Source organism: Cognataquiflexum aquatile (assembly GCF_003316845.1).
In the GTDB taxonomy this organism is placed as follows: Bacteria; Bacteroidota; Bacteroidia; order Cytophagales; family Cyclobacteriaceae; genus Cognataquiflexum; species Cognataquiflexum aquatile.
Genome location: NZ_QMIK01000001.1, coordinates 893,803 through 915,246 on the forward strand (window position 1 = coordinate 893,803; position 21,444 = coordinate 915,246).

Here is a 21,444-nt window from a genome sequence, read left to right on the forward strand (position 1 = left end):
CTTTAAAAAAATGAAAAGAAAACCTACATTCAAATGGCTTCTCTGCTTACTGACCTACCTTGTCTTTGGAGCGCTTTCTGCCAATAGTCAAACGAATGTGGCAATAACGATAGATGATGTACCAAACACCCGGCAGTTTAAAACGGATAATTTTCAATCTCAATTACTCGATAAACTGGATTCATTCAGTATTCCGGTTGCTGTTTTTATCAATGAAGGATTGCTCTATAAAACTGATTCAATTACCAGAAATTTTGAACTCTTGATTGATTGGGCAAAAAAGGATTTTGTTACTCTTGGTAACCACACGTTTAGCCATCCTAGGTATTCAGATGTGGGGTTTGAACCATTCAAGGCAGATGTTGAAAAAGGTGAATTCATCAGCCGGGAGCTCGCAGGCAAATACAATAAACCACTTCAATATTTTCGCTTCCCATTCAATGATTTAGGGAAAGATTCCGTCCAACAAATTTTGATTCACAGCTTTCTCAGGGAAAAAAAGTACATCAGCACTCCTTTCACAGTGGAAAGTTCTGATTGGATGTTCAATTATATCTATGAGTATTATCTTTCACATTCTGAACCAGAAAAGGCAAAGGAAATCGGTGATTTATATGTTTCCAAAACCATAGATTATTTCCATTTTTTTGATTCCCTTTCTTTAGAAAAATATGGAAGGAAAGTAAACCAAATCTTTCTTTGTCATGATAATGCTTTGAACTCTAAATACCTTGGTGAAATCGTCCGGAAGTTAAAAGAGGAAAACTACAATTTCATCAGTCTGGAAACCGCTTTGCAAGACACTGTTTATCTCCAAGAAAATCAGTATTACCAAAAATGGGGAGTTTCTTGGTTCTACAGGTGGATGCCTGTGCAGCAGGAAAGAACCCGTTGGATGAGATTAGAACCAGATTTGAGTCTAATTGAATCATTATACCGAGAATTATTGGATAAAGAATAGAGAAATGGAAAAGCCCTTCTTTCTCCCTATTGAAAAATCCCTGTTCAAACCAAATCCCATAAAAATCAATTGACCAAACAGAATCCATCCTGATAGCCAAATATCATGTTTTGATAAAAAAAAGCCCTGAAGAATTAACTCCAGGGCTTCGGTTTACAATAGTGGTTAAGTTTACAAGAAAAGGGTTTTTGTTCTTCCGGTCGCGTCAGTGACTTTCAATGACACTTCATTGGTATTCAGGTTTTTTAAGTGATAGACTTTGGAAAAAGCTTCGGCTTGGTCGATTTTTTCAGAAAAAATGGATCTTCCGTTTTGGTCTAAAATTTCAACTTTTGTTCCGGGTTCTTCCAATCCGATCACTGCCAATCTGAAAGAATTTTCGTCTATGCTTTTGCCGTAGGCCATCAAAGGAAGCGGTGCAGGTGCCTCTTTGGTTTCTACTGTGTAGATCATCTTCTCAGCACTTGGCTCTTTGATATTGCTTTCGATCGAGATTTGATATTCTCCGGCCGGCAGTTGCGAAAGATCATATGGAACCTGCATGTCTTCTTTTACCTTCACATATTGCTGGTGAAGCTTGTGGCCTTCACAGTCTAGGACTTCGAGTTTGACTTTGCCCAAACCTTCTTTTAGGGAGATGGCTACTTTTTTGTCTTTGGAACGTACAGAAGACAACTCTTCGATTCCTTCATTTGATGCTTTTACAATGCTGGCTACACCTAGTGTGGCGGCTAATGCGAGTGTGAGTAATTTTTTCATTTTGTGTGGTTGTTTATAAGTTGGTATGATCCCTTATCCATCTTCTGTTCCAATTTTATTTTGGTAGTGACCGTGCCGGTTTTCAGGTTAAATAATTTTAACCCAAACGTTAAAAATTTAACATTCAATCGGTTGCGAATAAGGCGATGAAAGCTAAAAACTGTATTGTCCTGATACAATTGACCAAGAAAGTGTCCTGTTTCGAAACAGATTTTGGCAAAAAACTAAGTTTACCACTTTGCCAAAGGTTGCATGAGGCTGGAAATATTAACCTAATTTAATTTTGAAAAATTTTTAGAAAATTCTTTTAGCAAAAATCAAATAAAAAAACCTGTACGGTTTTGTACAGGTTCCGTTCTACATCGGTCAAGAAAAGCGTACATACAAGCGATTACAATTCTGATTTGATGATTTTGACCCTTTCGGAAATGGTCATGTTGCTTATATCGAGGTTTTCGGAAGTGGCTTTGAGAAATTCCAAAACTGCTCCCTCGTGGTCGGTCGATGCGCCTTCTTTGACAGTCACATAGCGCATCGTGGTCCAAAGGACAGTTTTGAGCTCCTTCTGTGTGTCATCGGTCATGTAGTATTCGACGACGATGGTGTTGTGGTTGTACCAAAGCAGACGGCTCATGATTCGGACCCACTCTCCTACTTTGGCCGGTCGGACATAGGAGATGTTGTGGTTATAAACCACCCAAGCTGATTTATACTTCCGGATAAAATCGATCACTTCGACACCGTAGAGCTTCGGAACCTGATCTTCCCGTGCATTGAAAAAATAATCAAAGTATTTGGCGTTGTTAAGGTGCTGGAGCGGGTCGCAATCCTGAAACCTGATGACCACACGGCTTTCGGTTTCCTTTGGATAGTGCTTTTCTGGATTAAATTCAAACATGTGGATATTGGTTAATGGTTATTTGGTTTTAGGTCCCTGAGCTTGTCGAAGGGTTGGTTAATTGTCATTCGAGACCTGAATTAAAATCCATTAAACCACGACCTCTTAGCCAATATCAATGAATATCCAATATCAATAAATATCAACTAACAATGAACCTCTAAATTTCAACGAATCCTCAATATCAATCAATATCAAAAAAAAACTACCACCAGCCTTCATTTTTATACATTTTCTTTTTGGAGGCTTTCTCACGGTTATAGAGCCTGAGGTATTGGGCATCCAAATGCCGGACACGGTATCCAAGCAAATGAAACAGCGGCTTGGTCATATATTTGGCTATTTTGAGGTCAACAAGCAGAATTTCCTTGTCCCTATGTTCCCACTTCACTCCGGGGAGTAAAGTAAAGATGTTGTCGATTTTGATTTTCCTTAGAAAAGCGGATAGCCTCAACACCCAGATCGGAATCTTGCGGATGATAAAAAATCCATCACTTCCTTGATTTTGGTAAAGGGGCATAAACAGCCTACCCCCAAATGCCGCATAGACCGGCTGAGCATTGTTGGTTGCCAAATGGGTTCCTTTATTGATTTTTTGAAAACTCTCAAATCCCGGCAGCATTTTAAACACATCCATTCCGATGATCCTGTGAAGGTGTACCACTTCAAATATATCCCTTACTGCGGCAGCTGATTTCTCCAATTGTTTCACATGGCTGGAATATTTCTCAACATCGAGTTTGCCGAGGGACCTTGCCGACACCAAAGTCATGTAGGTAAATGCTACACTGTTGCTCACTGCTTCAGGATCCTGATGTTGTCCGGATTCAAAACCAATGGCAACATATCCCAACTGATTGATATAGCTTAGCAGAGGTCCTTCGAGAAATTCTTCAATACCGAGGACTACGGGAACGGGAAATTGCAAGGCAAACTTCCTGTTGATCATTGAGTCATTGATGGTGATGAAAGGAAGAGTCTTGCTCGATGTGGTATGGTAATCGATAAAATAAAAGGGACCTTTTTCTGTTTGGATGATTTTTTTCAGCAAATCCAAAAGTTCTAGAAGTTCTTTTTCTTCTTCCAAAAGAATTTTTTTGTTTGCGACCATTTTGATATTTGACTTGGTCCAAAGTCTGTTGAGGTCAATATCCAAAAACCTTTTGCCTTGGGATAGCGCTTTGAGATTTCCCACTATCCCATAGATCGTTCCTCTGAGGTTATCCTCCTTTGTGGAAAGGTCTTCAAATACCTTTTTCATTGCCACGAGTCCGGCAGGTTCGTTGCCATGAATACCGGCAAAAAACAGGATAGTAGGCCCGGGCTTTGCCCCTTTCAATTTACGGATAACCCTACTGACAGGCATATCAATTTTGGAGTGTGACGTTTGGGTATCAATCATAGGTCATTTGAAGTCAAAATCCCAATTAGTTTGTTTTCTCGCACCACAGGCAATGCATGTATCTTGTGCCGGTCCATCAATTCTTTGGCTTCATCCACAGTACTGTCCTGTCCGATGGTGATCAATTCGGTTTTCATCAGGGATTTGACTGTTGCTTGGGTAGCATTGCCTTTTTCAAAAAGAAGCTGGACATCAACCCAAGACAAAATCCCGAGGAGTTCCTTGTCGCCTTTGATGACGGGCATGTGGTGGATATTTTTCCATTTCATCATATGGGCGACCAATTCGATCGAATCTTTTTCCTCTACCGAAAATATGTCCGTACTCATGACATGGTGAACTTTTTTGGTGATGTTAAACTGCGACATTGCTTCAGGCGGAAGGATTTCCCATTCAGACACCGGCTTTTTACTTTCTTGGTTGAGGTATAAGTTGGCCGTCAACACCTGAACGGCAGCATCGGGTTTTTTGGTAGTAAGGAGATTCCTGTAGCTTTTGCTGATCCATTCAGATCCGTTGTGGGCATTGATACGGTTTTGGATGACAGTAAGGTACTTATCTATATCGCCTTCAGAAATTCTGACTTTTCTCAAACCTTCCTTCGCCATAGGTAAAAACACTTCTGACAACAATTTTTGGGCGGAATACAATTTCCCTTCCCAATGAAACTGCACTGCCATGCCGTACCTTGCTGCTGCCAAAAAATTGGATTTTACATCTTTAAAATCCATAGTCCTGTGGATCTCCTTGTATTTCTCAGGTCTTCCTTTCATCAGTCCAACCCAAAAAGCCATATTGGCAATCTGATCAATGACCGTAGGACCCGAAGGAATATACCGGCATTCGATCCTGAGGTGAGGCTTTCCATCTCCCACTCCGAAGCAGGCGCGGTTCCACCTATACACCGTTCCGTTGTGAAGGCAAAGGGCTTTTAACTTAGGAATTTCTCCCCTTTCGAGGAGGTCCACGCTGTCATCTTCAAAGTCTGCTGTCAGGATACTTCTAAATCTTGCAATATTATCTTTGAATACATCCGAAATGGAACCTGTCTGCCATTTGCTTTCAAAACTTACCCTCGGTTGGTTTTCATTGAGCAAAAAGGAATTGGTCCTGACATCCACACTTTGGGTAAAAAGGGCAATCCTTGTTTCACTCCAAAGCTCTTTTCCAAAAAGCAGTGGAGAATTACAGCAGGCCGCCAACACAGGCCCTGTGATGGCCTGAGACCAATTAAACATCTCTACAAACTCCTCAGGATCCAACTGCAGGTGCATCTGAAAACTCGTATTGCACCCCTCCAACATCACAGAATCGTGGAGCATTGTCACCTCATCCACTCCTTTGATATGGATACTGAAGTCCTGTCCCCGATAATCCTTGGCAGCTTCATTCAATGCATAGTACCGGTCTACAGCCGTCATGCTTTCCAAAGTCGTATGCTTGTGCGCGATCGTGGGCAATATTCCTGTGATGATAATTCTGGATCCGGATTTTTGGGCAGCGGCTTTGCCTTTGTCCAACAGTGAATCTAAATCCTGATGGAGGATGGAAAAACAATCCTTGCCTAGAACAATGGGGTCTGTATTGATTTCGAGGTTATAATTTCCGATTTCGGTAGTGAAATGCCTGTCATTTATTTCACCAAGGACTTGAAGTGAATTACTATGGGGCAAAAACTCCCCATCCACAATACAGAACTCCTGCTCGGCACCGATGCGAATCGGAGATTTCTCAAACATGTCGCGCTGTATCATCAGTTCGAGGGCTTCCATGTCCCGGACCAAATGGTGCAGGTATATGGCTCTCTGTTTTTTCCCCGTTAATTTCCTAACATTCTTAGACCCCATATTTCTGTTTCAAGAGAATGTGAAACTAGCGAAAATCAATACCCGAAAACATGAGAAATGTCATTGAAGCTATTGATATATATTTGGTATAAATGAATGAAATGGGGAGCAGCAGGTCTTTAAGGAAGAATTGGAGTCGAGGTCTTAAACTTAATATTTGACTTTATTTTACTAAGTTTGAATTTAGGCTATTGACAAAACCCAAAACAGAATCTTATGAATCGTATTCAACTCATACAGGAAATATTTAGTAAAACTGACTTTACAAATTACCTTGAAATTGGGTGTCAAAAAGGAAAATCCTTCCTCCCTATAAAGGCAAAAAACAAGACAGCCGTAGATCCTTTGTTTAAGATTCCTATCAGAAGAAGATTAAAATGGCTGATTAAATGGCCTAGCAACAGAAAAAACAGGTATTTTCAGGAAGAGAGCGATAACTTTTTTGCCAAGAGAAAGGAGTACTTACGTCAACTCGGCCATTTGGATATTGTCTTGGTGGATGGGCTGCATAATTTCCGGACATCACTCAATGATGTGCTCAATTCACTGAATTACCTCAATCCAAAAGGGCTGATTCTGATGCATGACTGCTATCCGCCGAATGCTGCAGCCGCTTACCCATCTGAGTTTTTTCCTTCTGATGAGGAAATAAAAAACATTGAAGGATGGGCAGATGAATGGTGCGGAGATGTATGGAAATCTGTAGTATACCTGATCAGAAAGTATCCCGATACGCTCGAAGTGGGTGTCATCAATACGGATTATGGATTGGGATTTGTGATGCCAAAATCCGCAATGAAGGAAAGGGATTTTAGAATTGATGAGAAATTATTTGCCGAAATAGACAAGCTCACCTATGAGGACATGATGAAAGACCCTAAAGGAACCATCAACCTCAAGGAAGCGGGACATGCAGAAAAGATCATTTCTAAGATTACCTCAGGATCAAAGTAATTGTATTTAACTTTCTATTCTCCTCTTTCAAATGATCGAAGCCTTAGACAGCAGCACATTAAACTTTAATCAGGATTCTCTCTTCCTCCTCAATATTTCACTGGCGATCATCATGTTTGGTGTTGCATTGGACCTGAGAATTACCGATTTCAAGTACATCGCCAAAAACCCGAAAGCATTTTGGCTGGGGATTTTTGCACAATTTTTCGTCTTGCCCTTTTTGACTTTTATTTTGGTTTATCTGATCAGTCCCCCGCCTTCTGTGGCTTTGGGAATGTTTCTGGTAGCGGCCTGTCCGGGAGGAAATGTTTCCAATTTTCTGACGCACCTGGCAAAAGGAAATACCGCTTTGTCAGTATCATTGACAGCTTTTTCCACAGGATTTTCAATATTTATCACCCCGTTCAACTTTGCCCTTTGGTCGGGTTTTTATGGGCCGACTGCGGATTTGCTTCAGGAAATTTTCCTTTCTTACACCGATGTTTTTCAGACTGTGGCGCTGATTTTGGGTATTCCTTTGCTATTGGGAATGATTGTCAACCACAGGTTTCCCAATTGGGCTGCTAAAGCCACCAAGATCCTCAAACCTGTGAGTATCCTCATTTTTGCGGCATTTGTGGTGATTGCTTTTGTCGGCAATTACAACCTTTTTTTGAAATTCATCGGGTTGATTTTCCTTTGGGTATTGGGACATAATTTCGTCGCCCTTTTTTCAGGATTCTTTATTTCAAAACTCGGAAAACTGAGTTTGGCTGATACCAAAACACTTACAATTGAAACAGGGATCCAAAATTCCGGTTTGGCATTGGTACTGATATTTACTTATTTCGATGGTTTGGGAGGAATGGCTATCATTGCAGCTTGGTGGGGCATTTGGCACATCATTTCGGGAATGAGTCTTTCACTTTACTGGAAAAGAATAAAAGAAACAAATCCGCGATGGGTCACCCAAAAAGGATAGCCACGAAAAATCAGATTCATGAAAAACCTTTTCAACGCCATTCTAAGGCTTGCTGTCAAAATTGCCCTCCATGTTTATTTTTCCCAAATCAAAGTCTATGGAAAGGCAAACATCCCAAAAGGCAAGGCTGTGTTGATCGTATCCAACCACCAAAATGCTTTGATTGACCCAATTTTAATTGCTACCCATACCAATCTTAAACCCCATTTTTTGACCAGGGCTTCTGTATTCAAAAAATCATTTGTGGCCACCTTACTTAATTTTATCAGGATGATTCCCATTTACAGGGTGAGGGACGGAATCAATAACATGGAAAAAAACAATGAAACCTTTGACAAAAGCGTCAATATACTTTTGGAAAAGGGAAGCATTGTGATTTTTGCGGAAGGCAACCACAGCAACCAAAGAAACCTGAGGCCTCTGAAAAAAGGATTCGCCCGCATTGCATTCCAAACTTTGGAAAAACATCCGGATTTGGACTTGGTCATCCTTCCTGTAGGCATCAATTACAGCAATCACCGCTTCTCCGGCAGCAAAGTCAGCCTGGTTTTTGGAAAAACCATCCAACCCAAAGATTACTTTCCGCTTTTTGAACCTTTGATGGTGGATACATTCAATTCTTTGGAACCTTTGGTCAGCACCATCCCAGAAACTGACTATCAAAAAAACCTTGATGCCCTGATACAAAGCAGAATTGACCTCACCAAACCCGATGATGTCAAAGAATTCTTGTCCAATAAAAATCCGAAAACAACTGAAAAGCCCTATTCCAAACCATATTTTTCAAACAAAGTCATGAAAGTACTTCATTTTCCCATTTATTGGATTTGGCTTTGGATCAGGCCAAAAATCCAGGATTTGGTCTTTTATGCCACCTTCAAGTTTGTGATCGGCTTGGTGATGATTCCATTATGGTATGGGTTTTTGGTCTTTGGACTCCCCAAATTAGGCCTTGAAGAATGGTCTTTTTCTTGGGCATTTTTAGGAGTCGTTTACCTATTGGCAAATAGAAACGGGCAGAAGTAGGAAGTTGGGAAGATTGGAAGATTAAAAAATTGAAAGATTGAAAGATTGGAAAACAAATTCGTAAAGGGTCGACGGTCAATCTTGGATATCCTAATTAATTTTAGACTCTTCAACCACAACTGAATCCTGTTAACTGAATTCTGAGACAAACACTGCAAACTGATCACTGCCATCTGAAAACTGAAAACTGACCACTGAATCCTGCCCTAATTCCTCCCCATTTCCCTATATTTGAACCAAGAAATAATAAACCCAAAAACAATTAGATTATGAAACAGGATTTTCTTCCCCTCAACGGGACGGATTATGTGGAACTGTACGTCGGCAATGCAAAGCAATCTTCCCTTTTTTACCAGTATGCTTTTGGCTATGAACTCATTGCCTATGCAGGGCCGGAGACAGGCATCAGAGACCGTGCGTCTTATGTCTTGAAGCAGGACAAAATCAGGCTAGTTCTTACCACGCCTTTGAAGGAAACCCACCCCATTGCAGATCATATCAAGAAACACGGAGACGGAGTCAAAGTATTGGCACTATGGGTGGATGATGCTGCACAATCCTTCATCGAAACCGTAAAGCGGGGAGCTATTCCTCACGAAGAACCCAAAGTCAGCAAAGACGAGTTTGGAGAAGTTGTCACCGCCTCCATCAAAACCTACGGTGAGACAATCCACACTTTTGTAGAAAGGAAAAATTATAGAGGTGTCTTTTTACCGGGTTTTAAGCCGAGGAAAAGTGAATATCAAGCAAAACCGATTGGATTGAAATACATTGACCATTGTGTGGGTAATGTCGGTTGGGGTGAAATGAACAAGTGGGTGGATTTCTACGAAAATGTGATGGGTTTCAAGCTTCTGATCACCTTCGATGACAAGGACATTTCCACTGAGTATTCAGCATTGATGTCAAAAGTAGTCTCCAACGGCAACGGATTCATCAAATTCCCCATCAATGAACCTGCCGAAGGCAAAAAGAAATCCCAGATTGAAGAATACCTCGACTTCTACAATGGACCAGGAGTGCAACACATGGCTATTGCCACGGATGACATTATCCATACCGTCTCCGAATTGCGAAAAAGAGGCGTTGAGTTTTTAGAAGTTCCTGCTTCTTATTATGATGATTTATTGGATAGAGTCGGGAAAATTGAAGAAGACCTACAGCCTTTGAAAGACCTTAATGTTTTGGTTGATCGCGATGAGGAAGGATATCTTCTTCAGATTTTTACCAAGCCCGTTCAGGACCGTCCTACCTTGTTCTTCGAAATCATCCAAAGAAAAGGAGCCAAATCATTTGGAAAGGGAAATTTTAAGGCTTTGTTTGAAGCGATTGAAAGAGAACAGGAATTGAGGGGAAATTTGTAGGAGGAGAGGGAAGTTGGGAAGTAGGAAGGTGATCAAAGTTTAGTGAGAGGTGGAAAGTTAGAGGTAGAAGGTGGTGAAGAAAATGGAATTATGAAACCCAATCCTACATTATTTCTACATTTTCCATGAGGAATGCAGGTTATTTTATTGAAATATTTAAATTAGAAATCCAATTAAAATTTTTCCAAGATGACAACAGTAGATCCAATGATTTTGGCCAAAGCAAACAGCTGGCTAAACAGTAACATTGACCAAAAGAGTAAAAAAGAAATACAGTCCCTGCTCGATGCACCTGACAAAACAGAACTGATCGACTCCTTTTACAGGGATCTTGAATTTGGGACAGGAGGTCTGAGAGGGCTGATGGGGGTAGGATCCAACAGGATGAATGTCTACACCGTTGCCATGGCTACTCAGGGATTGGCAAATTATTTATTGAAATGCTTTCCCGGTGAGGAGGTAAGTGTTGCGATAACCCACGACTGCAGGATTAACAACACGCTTTTTGCCGAAACGACAGCCAATGTATTTACAGCCAATGGCATCAAAGTCAAATATTTCAGAGAAATGCGGCCTACCCCGATGCTTTCCTTTGCTATCCGGCATTTTGGATGCAAAAGCGGTGTCATGGTCACTGCATCACACAATCCCAAAGAGTACAACGGCTACAAAGCCTATTGGGATGATGGCGGACAGGTAGTCGCCCCGCATGACAAAAACATCATCGATGAGGTCATGAAGATTACCTCCATGGATGCTGTCAACTGGAATAAAAACGATAGTCTCCTTGAATACATTGAGGAGGACTTCGATAAAATCTATTTGGATCTTGTCAAGAAACTGAGCCTCTCCAAAAGTGAAATCCAAGCTCAGAAAAACATGCCAATCGTCTTCTCCCCTATCCATGGTGCCTCCGGCAAAATGGTGCCTGCGGCATTGAAGGCTTTTGGATTTGAAAATGTCCATGTCGTCAAAGAACAGGAACATCCTGACGGAACTTTCCCTACAGTTATTTACCCAAATCCGGAAGAAGCCGAAGCGCTGACAATGGCGATCGAACTCGGTAAAAAAACAGCCGCAGAACTGGTCTTGGCCTGTGACCCTGACGGCGACCGCTATGCGGCTTGCGTACCTGATGGCAGAGGAGATTATGATTTGTTGAATGGAAACCAAACAGGTACCCTATTGACCTACTATCTTTTGAGCAAATGGAAAGAACTCGGAAAGCTTGACGGAAACCAATTTATGGTAAATACCATCGTGACCACAGAACTCATCGATGAGATCTGTAAAGGTTTTGGCGTCACCTGCTTTTCAGTACTGACAGGATTCAAGAACATCGCTGAAATCATCCGAAATCTGGAGGGCAAAAAACAATTTATCGGTGGTGGCGAAGAAAGCTATGGCTATCTCGTCGGCGATTTTGTGAGGGACAAAGACGGAGTTTCCGCCTGTGCGATGGTTTCTGAGATAGTGGCCTACTATAAATCCCAAGGTAAAACTGTCCAAAATGTATTGGCCGAGATATATACCCAGTTTGGCTTCTACAAGGAATCCCTGATCTCTGTGACCAAAAAAGGCAAGGATGGGGCGGAACAAATCCAACAGTTGATGGCAGGTTTCAGAACCAACAGACCTACAGAAATGAATGGCGTCAAAGTAGTGAAAGTAGTGGATGTAAAGGAGAGTAAAGTGTATGACATTGTCAACGGCACCGAATCTGCTCTAAAAATGGATAAATCAAATGTCATCCAATTCTATTTGGCTGATGGAAGTAAGATTTCAGCAAGACCTTCCGGAACAGAACCAAAGATCAAATATTACTTCTCTGTGAATGAACCACTTCCAAACAAGGAAGCTTACAAAGCTGTAGAAGCTTCTCTTGAAAGAAAAATAGAAGGCCTTAAAAAATTCTTCAGCTAAAAATACAGACAAGAAAAAAGTAAATAGGCCACTTCAGCAATTTGAAGTGGCTTATTTTTTGAAAAGGGTTTGATGAATGTTAAAAAATCCAACCCAAAATTAAATAGGTAACATAAATTTAATTTTTACCCTATTTTTGTGCCTTGCAAAACATCCTCCCGTCAAGAATTTCCGTTATTCCAAAAAAATTCCAACATATCATGAAAAATATTGGCTTATCCATTCTATTGCTATTCGCGGTATTTTCATTTTCCTCCTGTGAAAAAGAAGATCCAAAACCCGATTATTACTACAGCTTCAAAGTAAATGGCGTCCAGAAAGAATTTAAGATCAACAAAGATGCGGGCATTACTTTCCTGGAAGATGGACCAAATAGGTTTACGCTGTTTAACATGGTTACCGGAGATGTTTTAAGCAAAAACGCCATGATCATGTCTTTCAGAAATACCGAACAGATTGAATTGGGTCTCAGGTATATCATGCAAAACCCAATTGTGGTCAATGGAACTGTATCTCCTTCTTTGGTACTGATCTATTTTGATGAAAACGGTAAAGAGTATGGCGCCACCTTATTGCAGAGCTCAAATCCCGGCGCTTTGGATGATTGTTCTTTTAAAATCACTGAATTCACGACGGAAGGATCTGTCGGGGAATTTGAAGGTGTGGTTTTTGACCTTTCCGATTCGGGACCTAAAGCAAATAGAACTCCTGTTTTGATCACAGAAGGTAAATTTTTCCTACCCAATTTCATTTCAACCTTATAAATGAAAATAGAAAAAGCCGGCGCATCAGTGATGCGCCGTCTTTTTTTTTGCCAAGAATGCTTTGGTTACGCTCTTCCCACGTGTACCAAAGCATCCCCTGAATTGACGACAGGATTATTGTTCAATCCGACAACATGGCCATTGTGGGTTCCTTTGACCACCACTTTTACCTGGCCGTATGGATCAGTAATAGTGGCCAATATCTGTCCTTTTTTCACTTCCTCTCCCAATTTTACCCTAGAGGAGAATATTCCTGAAACTTTCGCCCTTACCCAAGAACTTTCAGAGATCATAATAGTCTGCTTCGATGAAACATTGCCTTCCATCATCCCCAAATGGATCAGCATGCGCTGCGTTCCCAAAAGCGCTTCTTCCACCGCATAATCATCCAACCTCATCGATTCCCCGCCTTCATAGACCAAAATATGCTTTCGCCTTTTATAAGCTTCCTTCCTGAAAGATTTGTCAATATGGGAAGAATTCAGAATGTAATGGGTCCCAAAAGCGGTGGCAAGCTCCACCCCTTTTTTATCCTTATAATCTACCCTGATCTGGGGATAATTGGATAGCATCCTTCCACCGGTATGGAAATCAATACCGTAATCTATGAGCGGAATGATTTCATTTGATAGGATAAAAGCTATCTGCGAGGCCAAAGAGCCTTTTTTACTTCCCGGAAAACTTCTGTTCAGGTCCCTCCCGTCCGGAAATGTTCTTGAATTACTCAAAAAACCATACACATTCACAAGGGGCATGAAAATGACAGTGCCTTTGACAAGTTTAATGAGTTTCTCTTCTAACATTCTTCTCACGGCCACGATTCCGTTTATCTCATCACCGTGAACTCCTCCTGAAATCAAAACAACAGGCCCTTCAGCCTCTGCACGGTTGATAAAAACCGGCAGGTCAATGAGCGTATGGGTAGGCAACCTTGCGATTGCAATGTCGATATTCATCGATTGGCCGGGTCGGACCTTGACCCCATTGATGACCATTTCTTTCATAGGTGATTATTCTAAAAGCATCGAATTCTTTCTAATTGACCAAATTCTTGTTTAATTCGCAGCATCGGATCAATGCCATGAATATACAAGAAAACATTTCTCTATTGCCTTTCAACACTTTTGGAATTGATAAAAATGCAAGATTTTTTGCTGTTGCCACCTCCACCGAAGAAGTAAAACAACTCCTCCAAAAATCAAAAGAAATGAATGTTCCGCTCTTCATTTTGGGAGGGGGAAGCAATATTCTATTGACAAAGAATCTCGAGGCTCTGGTGATAAAAATGGAAATCAAAGGATTCGAATTGATCAGAGAAAATGAAAATGAGGTTTTTTTAAAAGTCGGTGCGGGAGAAAGCTGGCACGATTTGGTCAAGTTTTGCATCCAAAACAACTGGGCCGGGGTCGAAAATCTTTCTTTGATTCCGGGCACGGTCGGAGCCTCACCCATGCAAAATATCGGCGCCTATGGAGTGGAGATCAAAGAGGTATTTGACCATTTGGAGGCTGTGGATAGGGATACCCTAGAAATCAGAAGTTTTTCAACCGAGGAATGTAAATTTGGGTACAGGGAGAGTGTCTTTAAAAATGACCTGAAAGAGCAATTTGTCATCACACATGTGGTGTTTAGGCTTTTGAAATCACCACGGATCAATACTGACTATGGTGCAATTAACCAGATTTTGAAAGAAAAGGGAATTGACTCCCCAACCATCAAAGACATCAGTGACGCTGTCATCGAGATCAGAAGGAGCAAATTGCCTGATCCGGCTCTCATTGGAAATGCAGGAAGCTTTTTCAAAAACCCTACAGTTCCGGTTTCAACATTCGAAAAAATAAAATCAGATTACCCCAATGTCCCTGGCTTTCCCAATGAAGATGGTGTCAAAATACCCGCTGCATGGCTTATCGAACAAACCGGTTGGAAAGGAAAGCGTTTCGGAAACATCGGTGTGCACCAGTTTCAACCTTTGGTATTGGTCAATTATGGTGGCGGAGATGGATATGAAATCAAAGAATTGAGCAAAAAGATCCAAGAATCTGTGTTGGCACAATTTGAAATCCTACTTCATCCAGAGGTGAATTTTCTTTAGATCAAAGGATCTTCAAAGATGACTTCCTTTTCATATTTGAAAACCTCCACGCCAAATTTTTTCAAAAATTCAAGTCCCTCATCGAAAGGTAATCCTTTATAAGCTGCATAGGAGTACATGTATACTACTTTGACAATTCCCATTGAAAAGATGATCCTCGCGCAGGCAAGACAGGGTGCCAAAGTCACATAAAGCGTCGATCCTTCCACTGAAGTGCTGTTTTTGACGGCATATAAAATCGCATTTTGCTCGGCATGCAAAGCTAGAGTGCAGCTCCCTTTACTGTCTCTGGCGCATCCCGTGTCTGGAAACTCCTCGTCACAATTGTGTGTCCCGGCAGGAGGCCCGTTATATCCGATGGAAATGATCCGAGTATCTTTGGTCAAAACTGCCCCAACGTGTTTTTTGATGCAATGCGATCTTTTGGCCAAGTTGACCGCCAACTCCATGTAAATATCATCAAAATGAGGCCTGTTTGGATTCTTCATCTAAATCTTGTTACCCTGGCAATTTATGCCCTTTCTTGTCAATTTTCTTCAAAATCCAAAAGTAAAAAATCAGCGAAACATTTCCGTTAAATTCACAAAATACTGGATTTGTGCGTAAAATCACGGATTAATAAACTAGAAATAGGTTTTCTTTGTACTTGGATTTACTTAAACACCTATGGAAAAAGAGAATTTATCAGAACAGGATCTCATTGTCAGGGACTATTTGGCCAGACAGAGAACCTACCTCGCCAATGACAGAACATTGCTTTCCTTTATCAGAACATCATTGTATTTTTTGGTCAGCGGCACTGCCCTGATGGAAGTAAATGCCTTAGCACATGTCAGAAACTTGGGTTGGATAGCATTTGCCTTGAGTTTGGGTACACTGATTTTGGGGATTTATAGTTTTTTCAAAGTAAAAAAACGACTCAAAAAACACTACTACCAAAAGATGTGATCGGTTTAAGGTAGCCGAACTTCCCATTAAATATCAAAAATACCGACCTTCCCCCTCCACATCATCTATAAAAGGATTGAATTCTATTTCGGAAGGAAAATGGTTTTAAGGGTTAATATTTAGTAAATGTTTTTTGGGTAATTTAGTGTTTCCAAGAATCAGATTTTTGAATTAAAACCTCCCGGATATTGAAATTAGCCGCAGTTGATATAGGTTCGAATGCAATCAGGTTGCAAATTACCAACGTCACGCATTTTGAAGGAAAAACCAATTTCAAAAAACTAGAATACCTCAGGTTTCCTTTGCGACTGGGTCTTGATGTCTTTCATTCCCAAAAAATCTCCGACAAAAACAGAAGGAAATTTGTCAAATTGATGAAAGCTTTCAAGCTTCTCATTGACCTTTATGAAGTGGATGATTACATGGTCTGCGCTACTTCTGCCATGAGAGAATCTGTAAACGGAAGGGAGATTTGTGAAGAAGTAAGAGAGGATATTGGATTGAAAATCAACATCATAGACGGTAATCATGAAGCGGAATTGATCAATATGGCACTCGGTGGCTATATCGACGAAAAATCATACCTGCACATTGACGTCGGCGGCGGAAGCACTGAACTGAATATCTATAACAACCAAGAAAAAATCGCTACCAAATCCTTCAAAATCGGCTCTGTACGGGCTTTGGATGATAATATCCCCATATCAGTATGGAAAAGTATGAACAAATTCATCACTGACCATGTCACCAAACAAGACCACATCACCTGCATCGGGACAGGAGGCAACATCAGTAAAATATTGGAACTCTCCAATCCAAGAAAAAACATAAGGCTCATCGGAATAGAAAAAATCAAAGAAGTGCAGGCATTTTTGGAATCATTTTCCTACGAAGACCGGATCAACAAACTGAATCTAAATCCTGACAGGGCGGATGTGATTATTCCGGCCTCCAAAATCTACCTTGCGGCCATGTCTGCAGCAGCCTCCAAAAAAATGATGGTTCCAGATGTGGGACTCAAAGACGGTATGATGCAGGTATTATACCGGAAAAACAAAAACAAAAGGCTGTGAAAATCCACAGCCTTTTGTATTGCATATACCACAAAGGATTTACCCTATCAATTTGACTTTTTGGATATCTACCGCATTGAGATTGAAAAATTCTTTGTGGACATTGAATTCTTCCTCTCCTTCTTTGGCGATTTTCGGAGAATAATTCCCATCCTCCTGCATGATGTAGGAGTTTACATTGTCCTTTAAATTGAAAGAAATAATATTCATCAACTGCTTTTCGAGAAAAGGATCTTGGATCCTAAATAGCGATTCCAATCTCTTATCAAAACTTCTGACCATCATATCTGCACTTCCGGCATAGGTTCTTGTCTGCCCGTTGTTATGGAAATGATAGATTCGGGAATGTTCAAGAAAATCACCCACCAAGGATAAGACTTCTATATTTTCACTCAGCCCCAATCTTCCGGGACGGAGACAACAAATACCTCTGATGATCAATTTGACAGGGACGCCGGATTGGGAAGCCCTATACAAAGCATAAATGATCTCAGAATCTTCAAGTGAATTGACTTTGATAAACACGCCGGAAGGAAGGCCTGCCCGTGCATTATAAGCCTCTTGCTCTATAAATTCTATCAACTGATTCCTCATGTCCCTTGGCGCCGTGATCAGATTTTGATAGGTGGACGGCACAGAATGGCCTGTGATTACATTGAAAAACTCTGACACGTCATTTGCCAATGTCTCATTGGTAGTTAATAATCCGATGTCAGTATATAGCCGGGCAGTGTCCTCATTGTAATTGCCTGAACCAAGGTGCACAAAACGCATCACCATGTCCTCCTCTTTTTTGACTATGAGCAATAATTTGGTATGGGTTTTCAGGTTGCTGATACCATAAATCACAAAGCAACCGGCTTTTTGAAGCTTTTTCGCCTCCCTGATATTGTTCTCTTCATCAAACCTCGCTTTCACCTCAAAGAGAACCGAGACGTGCTTGCCGTTTTCAGCAGCCCTCAGCAAGGCTTTGGTGATTCGGCTTTCTTTTGCCAACCTATAAATTGTCATTTTGATGGCCATCACAGAAGGGTCATCCACTGCTTTTTCGATCAGTTCAAGTATCGGATCAATATTGTTATAAGGATGGTGAAGGAGGATATCCCTTTCCTTCAGAACCTGAAAAATATCTTCCGATCCCTCTTCCGGATAAGACAAAGGTGGAACCGGCGCAGGAATCTGCGGTAGCTTGTCTTTGAAACGTCTGTTGCCTATCACCTGCCATAGCCCGGTAAAATCCAACATGCTGGCGCGCTCCACTTTAAAGATACTGTCATCACCTATATTCCAGCGCTCTTTGAGCAAAGCCACCATCCATTTGCTGTACCCTTCTTCAATTTCAATCCGGACTACCCTTCCTGTCTTGCGCTCGTTCAGTTTTCTTTTTACCTCTTCGAGGAAATTGGCATCCATATCTTCACTTTCTTCCAAAGTAAAATCACCGTTTCTCGTAATCCTGAAAAGGTTGATGGATTCAATATTTACATTTCGAAACAACGAAACTATATTTTCCCTTATGACTTCTTCGATAGGAATGTAGACAACCATATCTTCCCTTTCGATCTCAAAAAACCTAGGGATGTTTGCCGGAATCTGTACGAAAGAGAGTTTTCTGTTTTCTTTTTTATCTCCCGGAGCCAAAGTGACAACACCAAAAATCAGAAGCTTATTCATCAATATCGGAAAAGTCCGATAACCATCGAAAACCATCGGAGTCAACATAGGATAAACCGCCTTATTGAAATAAGACTTGATAAATTCCTGCTCGTCGGGCTCAAGGTTTCGGACATTGCTGAGAATAAAACCATCCTCAGACATTTTGGGGAGGAGTTCTTTCAGAAAATGTTCCTGTTGGCGCTTATGGAATTCCTGACATTCCAGCATCAGCTTCATTTTGAAGGGTTCCTCCCGCAAACCGGAATAATCTACCCTTTCTTTGTCATAATCCAGGTAATTGTAAAGTGACCCTACACGGATCATAAAAAACTCATCCAAATTGGAAGCTGTGATGGCCAAAAATTTCAATTTCTCAAAAATACACCTGCTCTTTTTCTTGGATTGGTCAAGTACGCGGTCATTGAATTTCATCCAACTCAGGTCCCTGCTGACCAGATCACTGCTCTCTATGATGCTTTCAAATTTATCTCTAGAAGTTACTCTCATGACAATGTGGTGTATGTTACAAATCTAATAATCTATCCAAATCAATTTGCCCGAAGGGGTTAATTAATCATTAATTAACAAAAAAAAAGGGCTTTTGGCCCCTTTTTGATTTGAAATTTCGGATATCAGGTGTCGATTTTTGCGTATTTGGCATTTTTTTCAATAAACTCCCTTCTTGGCGCCACTTCATCCCCCATCAACATGGAGAACAAATGGTCTGCCTCAGCTGCTGATTCGATGGTAACTTGCTTCAAAGTCCTTGTATTAGGGTCCATCGTCGTACTCCAGAGTTGCTCAGGGTTCATTTCACCAAGACCTTTGTACCGTTGTATGTTGACACTATCCTCTTTGCCTTCCCCTGCCATCTCTCTTGTCAGTCTTTTCCTTTCCTCCTCATTCCAACAGTATCTTTCATCCTTGCCTTTTTTCAATAAATAAAGCGGTGGCTGTGCGATATAGACATATCCATTTTCGATCAATGGGCGCATATACCTGAAGAAGAGCGTCAATATCAAAGTTCGAATATGAGAACCGTCAATATCAGCATCCGTCATGATGACGATCTTGTGGTATCGAAGGGATGACATGTCGAGTTCCTTGTCGTTAGTGAGTGTCCCAAATCTAACACCCAGCGCAGTCAGGATGTTTTTGATTTCTTCATTGTCGTATATCTTGTGCTCGTGGGCTTTTTCCACGTTGAGGATCTTTCCTTTTAGAGGAAGGATCGCCTGAAAATCCCTGTCACGGCCTTGCTTGGCAGATCCACCTGCCGAGTCTCCTTCGACGAGATAAAGTTCGCATACAGTAGGGTCGGAATTGGCACAATCCGCGAGTTTTCCCGGAAGGCCTCCACCGCCAAGTACGTTTTTACGCTGCACCATTTCACGCGCTTTGCGTGCCGCGTGTCTTGCCTGGGCAGCTAGCACCACTTTTCCAACTATGATCTTGGCTTCTCTAGGATGTTCTTCAAGCCATGACTGTAAAGTTTCAGATACAGCACTGTTCACAGCACCCTGAACATCGGAATTTCCCAGTTTGGTTTTTGTCTGTCCCTCAAACTGCGGTTCTTGGACTTTAACCGAAATCACCGCCGTGAGTCCTTCTCTAAAGTCATCGCCTGAAACTTCAAGCTTCAGTTTTTCGAGCATCCCGGATTTATCTGCGTAGCTTTTGAGCGTTCTTGTCAAGGCCATTCTGAAACCGGAAACGTGTGTTCCTCCTTCGTAAGTATTGATGGTATTGACGTAAGAAACGACATTTTCAGAATAGGAAGAGTTGTAACTCATGGCCACTTGGACAGGTACATTTCCTTTTTCGGACTCTATATAAATGGGATATTCAATGATTTTTTCTTTGGATGCATCGAGGTATTGGACAAATTCGACCAACCCGCCTTCAGAATAAAATTCGTCTGACCTTGGTGAACCGTCATCCTCTAATTCTCTGAAATCCTTCAAAAATAACCTGATGCCGGCATTCAGGAATGACATTTCCCTCAACCTTGTTGCTATGGTTTCATATTTGAACTCAGTATGGGTAAAGATGGAAGCGTCCGGCTTGAAATGGATGATGGTCCCTCTTTTTTCCGTAACTCCGATTTCTCTTACAGGATATTGGGGGACACCTATTTTGTATTCCTGTTCATAAACTTTTCCGTTTCTATGAACAGTGGCCTTTAAATCTGTAGAAAGGGCATTCACACAGGATACACCTACACCGTGAAGACCGCCGGAAACTTTGTAAGTATCCTTATCAAATTTACCACCCGCGTGAAGCACCGTCATGACCACTTCCAATGCAGACTTTTTTTCCTTGAGGTGCATGTCTGTCGGTATACCCCTTCCATTATCTTCGACAGTTACAGAATTGTCCTCATTGACAACAACATGTATGGTATCGCAATGACCTGCGAGGGCTTCGTCAATGGAGTTATCAACCACTTCCCAAATAAGGTGATGGAGTCCTTTGATCCCAATGTCACCGATGTACATAGCAGGTCTTTTTCTAACCGCTTCTAAACCTTCTAAAACCTGGATATTATCTGCTGAATAATCCTGATGATTTCCTTCTTTTTGTTCGCTCATAACTTGTTTAAAACGCCTTTTTTATGAAAAAAAAGAGATTTTTTCATTCTTTAATTAACCCGTAATTATACACAAAAAAATTGAGAGCGCCTACCCTAATTTTAACCTATTAATGGACCTTTCCCTTCAAAAATTATCTATTTTTTAAATATACAGAAGTTCGGAATTTTTTACTGGATCCAATCTAAAATGCCAAATATCATAAAAATTAAGATCGCACAT

Annotated in this window: 18 protein-coding genes; 10 read left to right on the top strand and 8 right to left on the bottom strand. The window is 41.1% G+C overall.

Annotation, left to right across the window (positions count from 1 at the left end):
- The first annotated feature begins 10 nt into the window (after positions 1-10).
- The gene (locus DQW11_RS03680) at positions 11-961 is read left to right on the top strand and encodes a polysaccharide deacetylase family protein (RefSeq protein WP_113922633.1); all 951 of its coding nucleotides are present in this window, start codon (positions 11-13) and stop codon (positions 959-961) included.
- 171 nt (positions 962-1,132) lie between these two features.
- Here DQW11_RS03680 and DQW11_RS03685 read toward each other — a convergent pair whose 3' ends face one another.
- From DQW11_RS03685 to DQW11_RS03700, 4 genes are all read right to left on the bottom strand, one after another.
- Positions 1,133-1,720: a DUF3244 domain-containing protein gene (locus DQW11_RS03685; RefSeq protein ID WP_113922634.1), complete on the bottom strand. Its 588-nt coding sequence runs from the start codon at positions 1,718-1,720 to the stop codon at positions 1,133-1,135.
- 391 nt (positions 1,721-2,111) lie between these two features.
- On the bottom strand, positions 2,112-2,618 hold the full coding sequence (locus DQW11_RS03690; protein ID WP_113922635.1) for an acyl-CoA thioesterase: 507 nt from the start codon (positions 2,616-2,618) through the stop codon (positions 2,112-2,114).
- Positions 2,619-2,823: 205 nt separating this feature from the next.
- Positions 2,824-4,020, bottom strand: coding sequence for a succinylglutamate desuccinylase/aspartoacylase family protein (locus tag DQW11_RS03695; protein WP_113922636.1), 1,197 nt, complete (start codon positions 4,018-4,020; stop codon positions 2,824-2,826).
- A complete protein-coding gene (locus tag DQW11_RS03700; protein WP_113922637.1) occupies positions 4,017-5,867 on the bottom strand; it encodes a CBS domain-containing protein in 1,851 nt (616 codons plus the stop codon). Before DQW11_RS03700 ends, DQW11_RS03695 begins: the two co-directional genes overlap by 4 nt.
- A 216-nt stretch (positions 5,868-6,083) precedes the next feature.
- Between DQW11_RS03700 and DQW11_RS03705 the strand changes: the two genes are divergently transcribed.
- The 6 genes from DQW11_RS03705 to DQW11_RS03730 all read left to right on the top strand — a co-directional run bounded on the left by DQW11_RS03705 (position 6,084) and on the right by DQW11_RS03730 (position 12,859).
- Positions 6,084-6,821, top strand: a complete 738-nt coding sequence (locus DQW11_RS03705; protein ID WP_113922638.1) for a class I SAM-dependent methyltransferase — start codon at positions 6,084-6,086, stop codon at positions 6,819-6,821.
- 31 nt (positions 6,822-6,852) lie between these two features.
- Positions 6,853-7,782, top strand: coding sequence for a bile acid:sodium symporter family protein (locus tag DQW11_RS03710; RefSeq protein ID WP_113922639.1), 930 nt, complete (start codon positions 6,853-6,855; stop codon positions 7,780-7,782).
- A gap of 18 nt (positions 7,783-7,800) precedes the next feature.
- Positions 7,801-8,808 (top strand): lysophospholipid acyltransferase family protein, encoded by a 1,008-nt coding sequence (locus tag DQW11_RS03715; protein ID WP_113922640.1) that lies wholly within the window; start codon positions 7,801-7,803, stop codon positions 8,806-8,808.
- 269 nt (positions 8,809-9,077) lie between these two features.
- Positions 9,078-10,172, top strand: a complete 1,095-nt coding sequence (hppD, locus tag DQW11_RS03720) for a 4-hydroxyphenylpyruvate dioxygenase (RefSeq protein ID WP_113922641.1) — start codon at positions 9,078-9,080, stop codon at positions 10,170-10,172.
- A 189-nt stretch (positions 10,173-10,361) separates the two neighbouring features.
- Entirely contained in the window at positions 10,362-12,095 is a 1,734-nt protein-coding gene (locus DQW11_RS03725; RefSeq protein WP_113922642.1) for a phospho-sugar mutase, read from the top strand.
- Positions 12,096-12,295: 200 nt separating this feature from the next.
- Positions 12,296-12,859 carry a hypothetical protein gene (locus DQW11_RS03730; RefSeq protein WP_113922643.1) on the top strand — a complete coding sequence of 188 codons (564 nt, stop codon included), beginning with the start codon at positions 12,296-12,298 and terminating at the stop codon, positions 12,857-12,859.
- A 65-nt stretch (positions 12,860-12,924) separates the two neighbouring features.
- Here DQW11_RS03730 and DQW11_RS03735 read toward each other — a convergent pair whose 3' ends face one another.
- A complete protein-coding gene (locus DQW11_RS03735; RefSeq protein ID WP_113922644.1) occupies positions 12,925-13,863 on the bottom strand; it encodes a succinylglutamate desuccinylase/aspartoacylase family protein in 939 nt (312 codons plus the stop codon).
- A gap of 77 nt (positions 13,864-13,940) precedes the next feature.
- On the opposite strand from DQW11_RS03735, the gene murB reads away from it, so the two are divergent.
- Positions 13,941-14,954, top strand: a complete 1,014-nt coding sequence (gene murB, locus DQW11_RS03740) for a UDP-N-acetylmuramate dehydrogenase (RefSeq protein WP_113922645.1) — start codon at positions 13,941-13,943, stop codon at positions 14,952-14,954.
- Here the strand turns inward: murB and DQW11_RS03745 are convergent.
- Positions 14,951-15,442, bottom strand: a complete 492-nt coding sequence (locus DQW11_RS03745) for a deoxycytidylate deaminase (RefSeq protein ID WP_113922646.1) — start codon at positions 15,440-15,442, stop codon at positions 14,951-14,953. The genes murB and DQW11_RS03745 overlap by 4 nt on opposite strands.
- A gap of 178 nt (positions 15,443-15,620) precedes the next feature.
- On the opposite strand from DQW11_RS03745, the gene DQW11_RS03750 reads away from it, so the two are divergent.
- Positions 15,621-15,902, top strand: coding sequence for a DUF202 domain-containing protein (locus tag DQW11_RS03750; RefSeq protein ID WP_113922647.1), 282 nt, complete (start codon positions 15,621-15,623; stop codon positions 15,900-15,902).
- Positions 15,903-16,090: 188 nt separating this feature from the next.
- On the top strand, positions 16,091-16,975 hold the full coding sequence (locus DQW11_RS03755; protein WP_113922648.1) for a Ppx/GppA phosphatase family protein: 885 nt from the start codon (positions 16,091-16,093) through the stop codon (positions 16,973-16,975).
- A 39-nt stretch (positions 16,976-17,014) separates the two neighbouring features.
- Here the strand turns inward: DQW11_RS03755 and ppk1 are convergent, their stop codons facing one another.
- Both ppk1 and gyrB read right to left on the bottom strand, forming a co-directional pair.
- The gene (gene ppk1, locus DQW11_RS03760) at positions 17,015-19,138 is read right to left on the bottom strand and encodes a polyphosphate kinase 1 (RefSeq protein WP_113922649.1); all 2,124 of its coding nucleotides are present in this window, start codon (positions 19,136-19,138) and stop codon (positions 17,015-17,017) included.
- Between the two features lie 125 nt (positions 19,139-19,263).
- Positions 19,264-21,222, bottom strand: coding sequence for a DNA topoisomerase (ATP-hydrolyzing) subunit B (gene gyrB, locus DQW11_RS03765; RefSeq protein WP_113922650.1), 1,959 nt, complete (start codon positions 21,220-21,222; stop codon positions 19,264-19,266).
- Positions 21,223-21,444 lie beyond the last annotated feature (222 nt).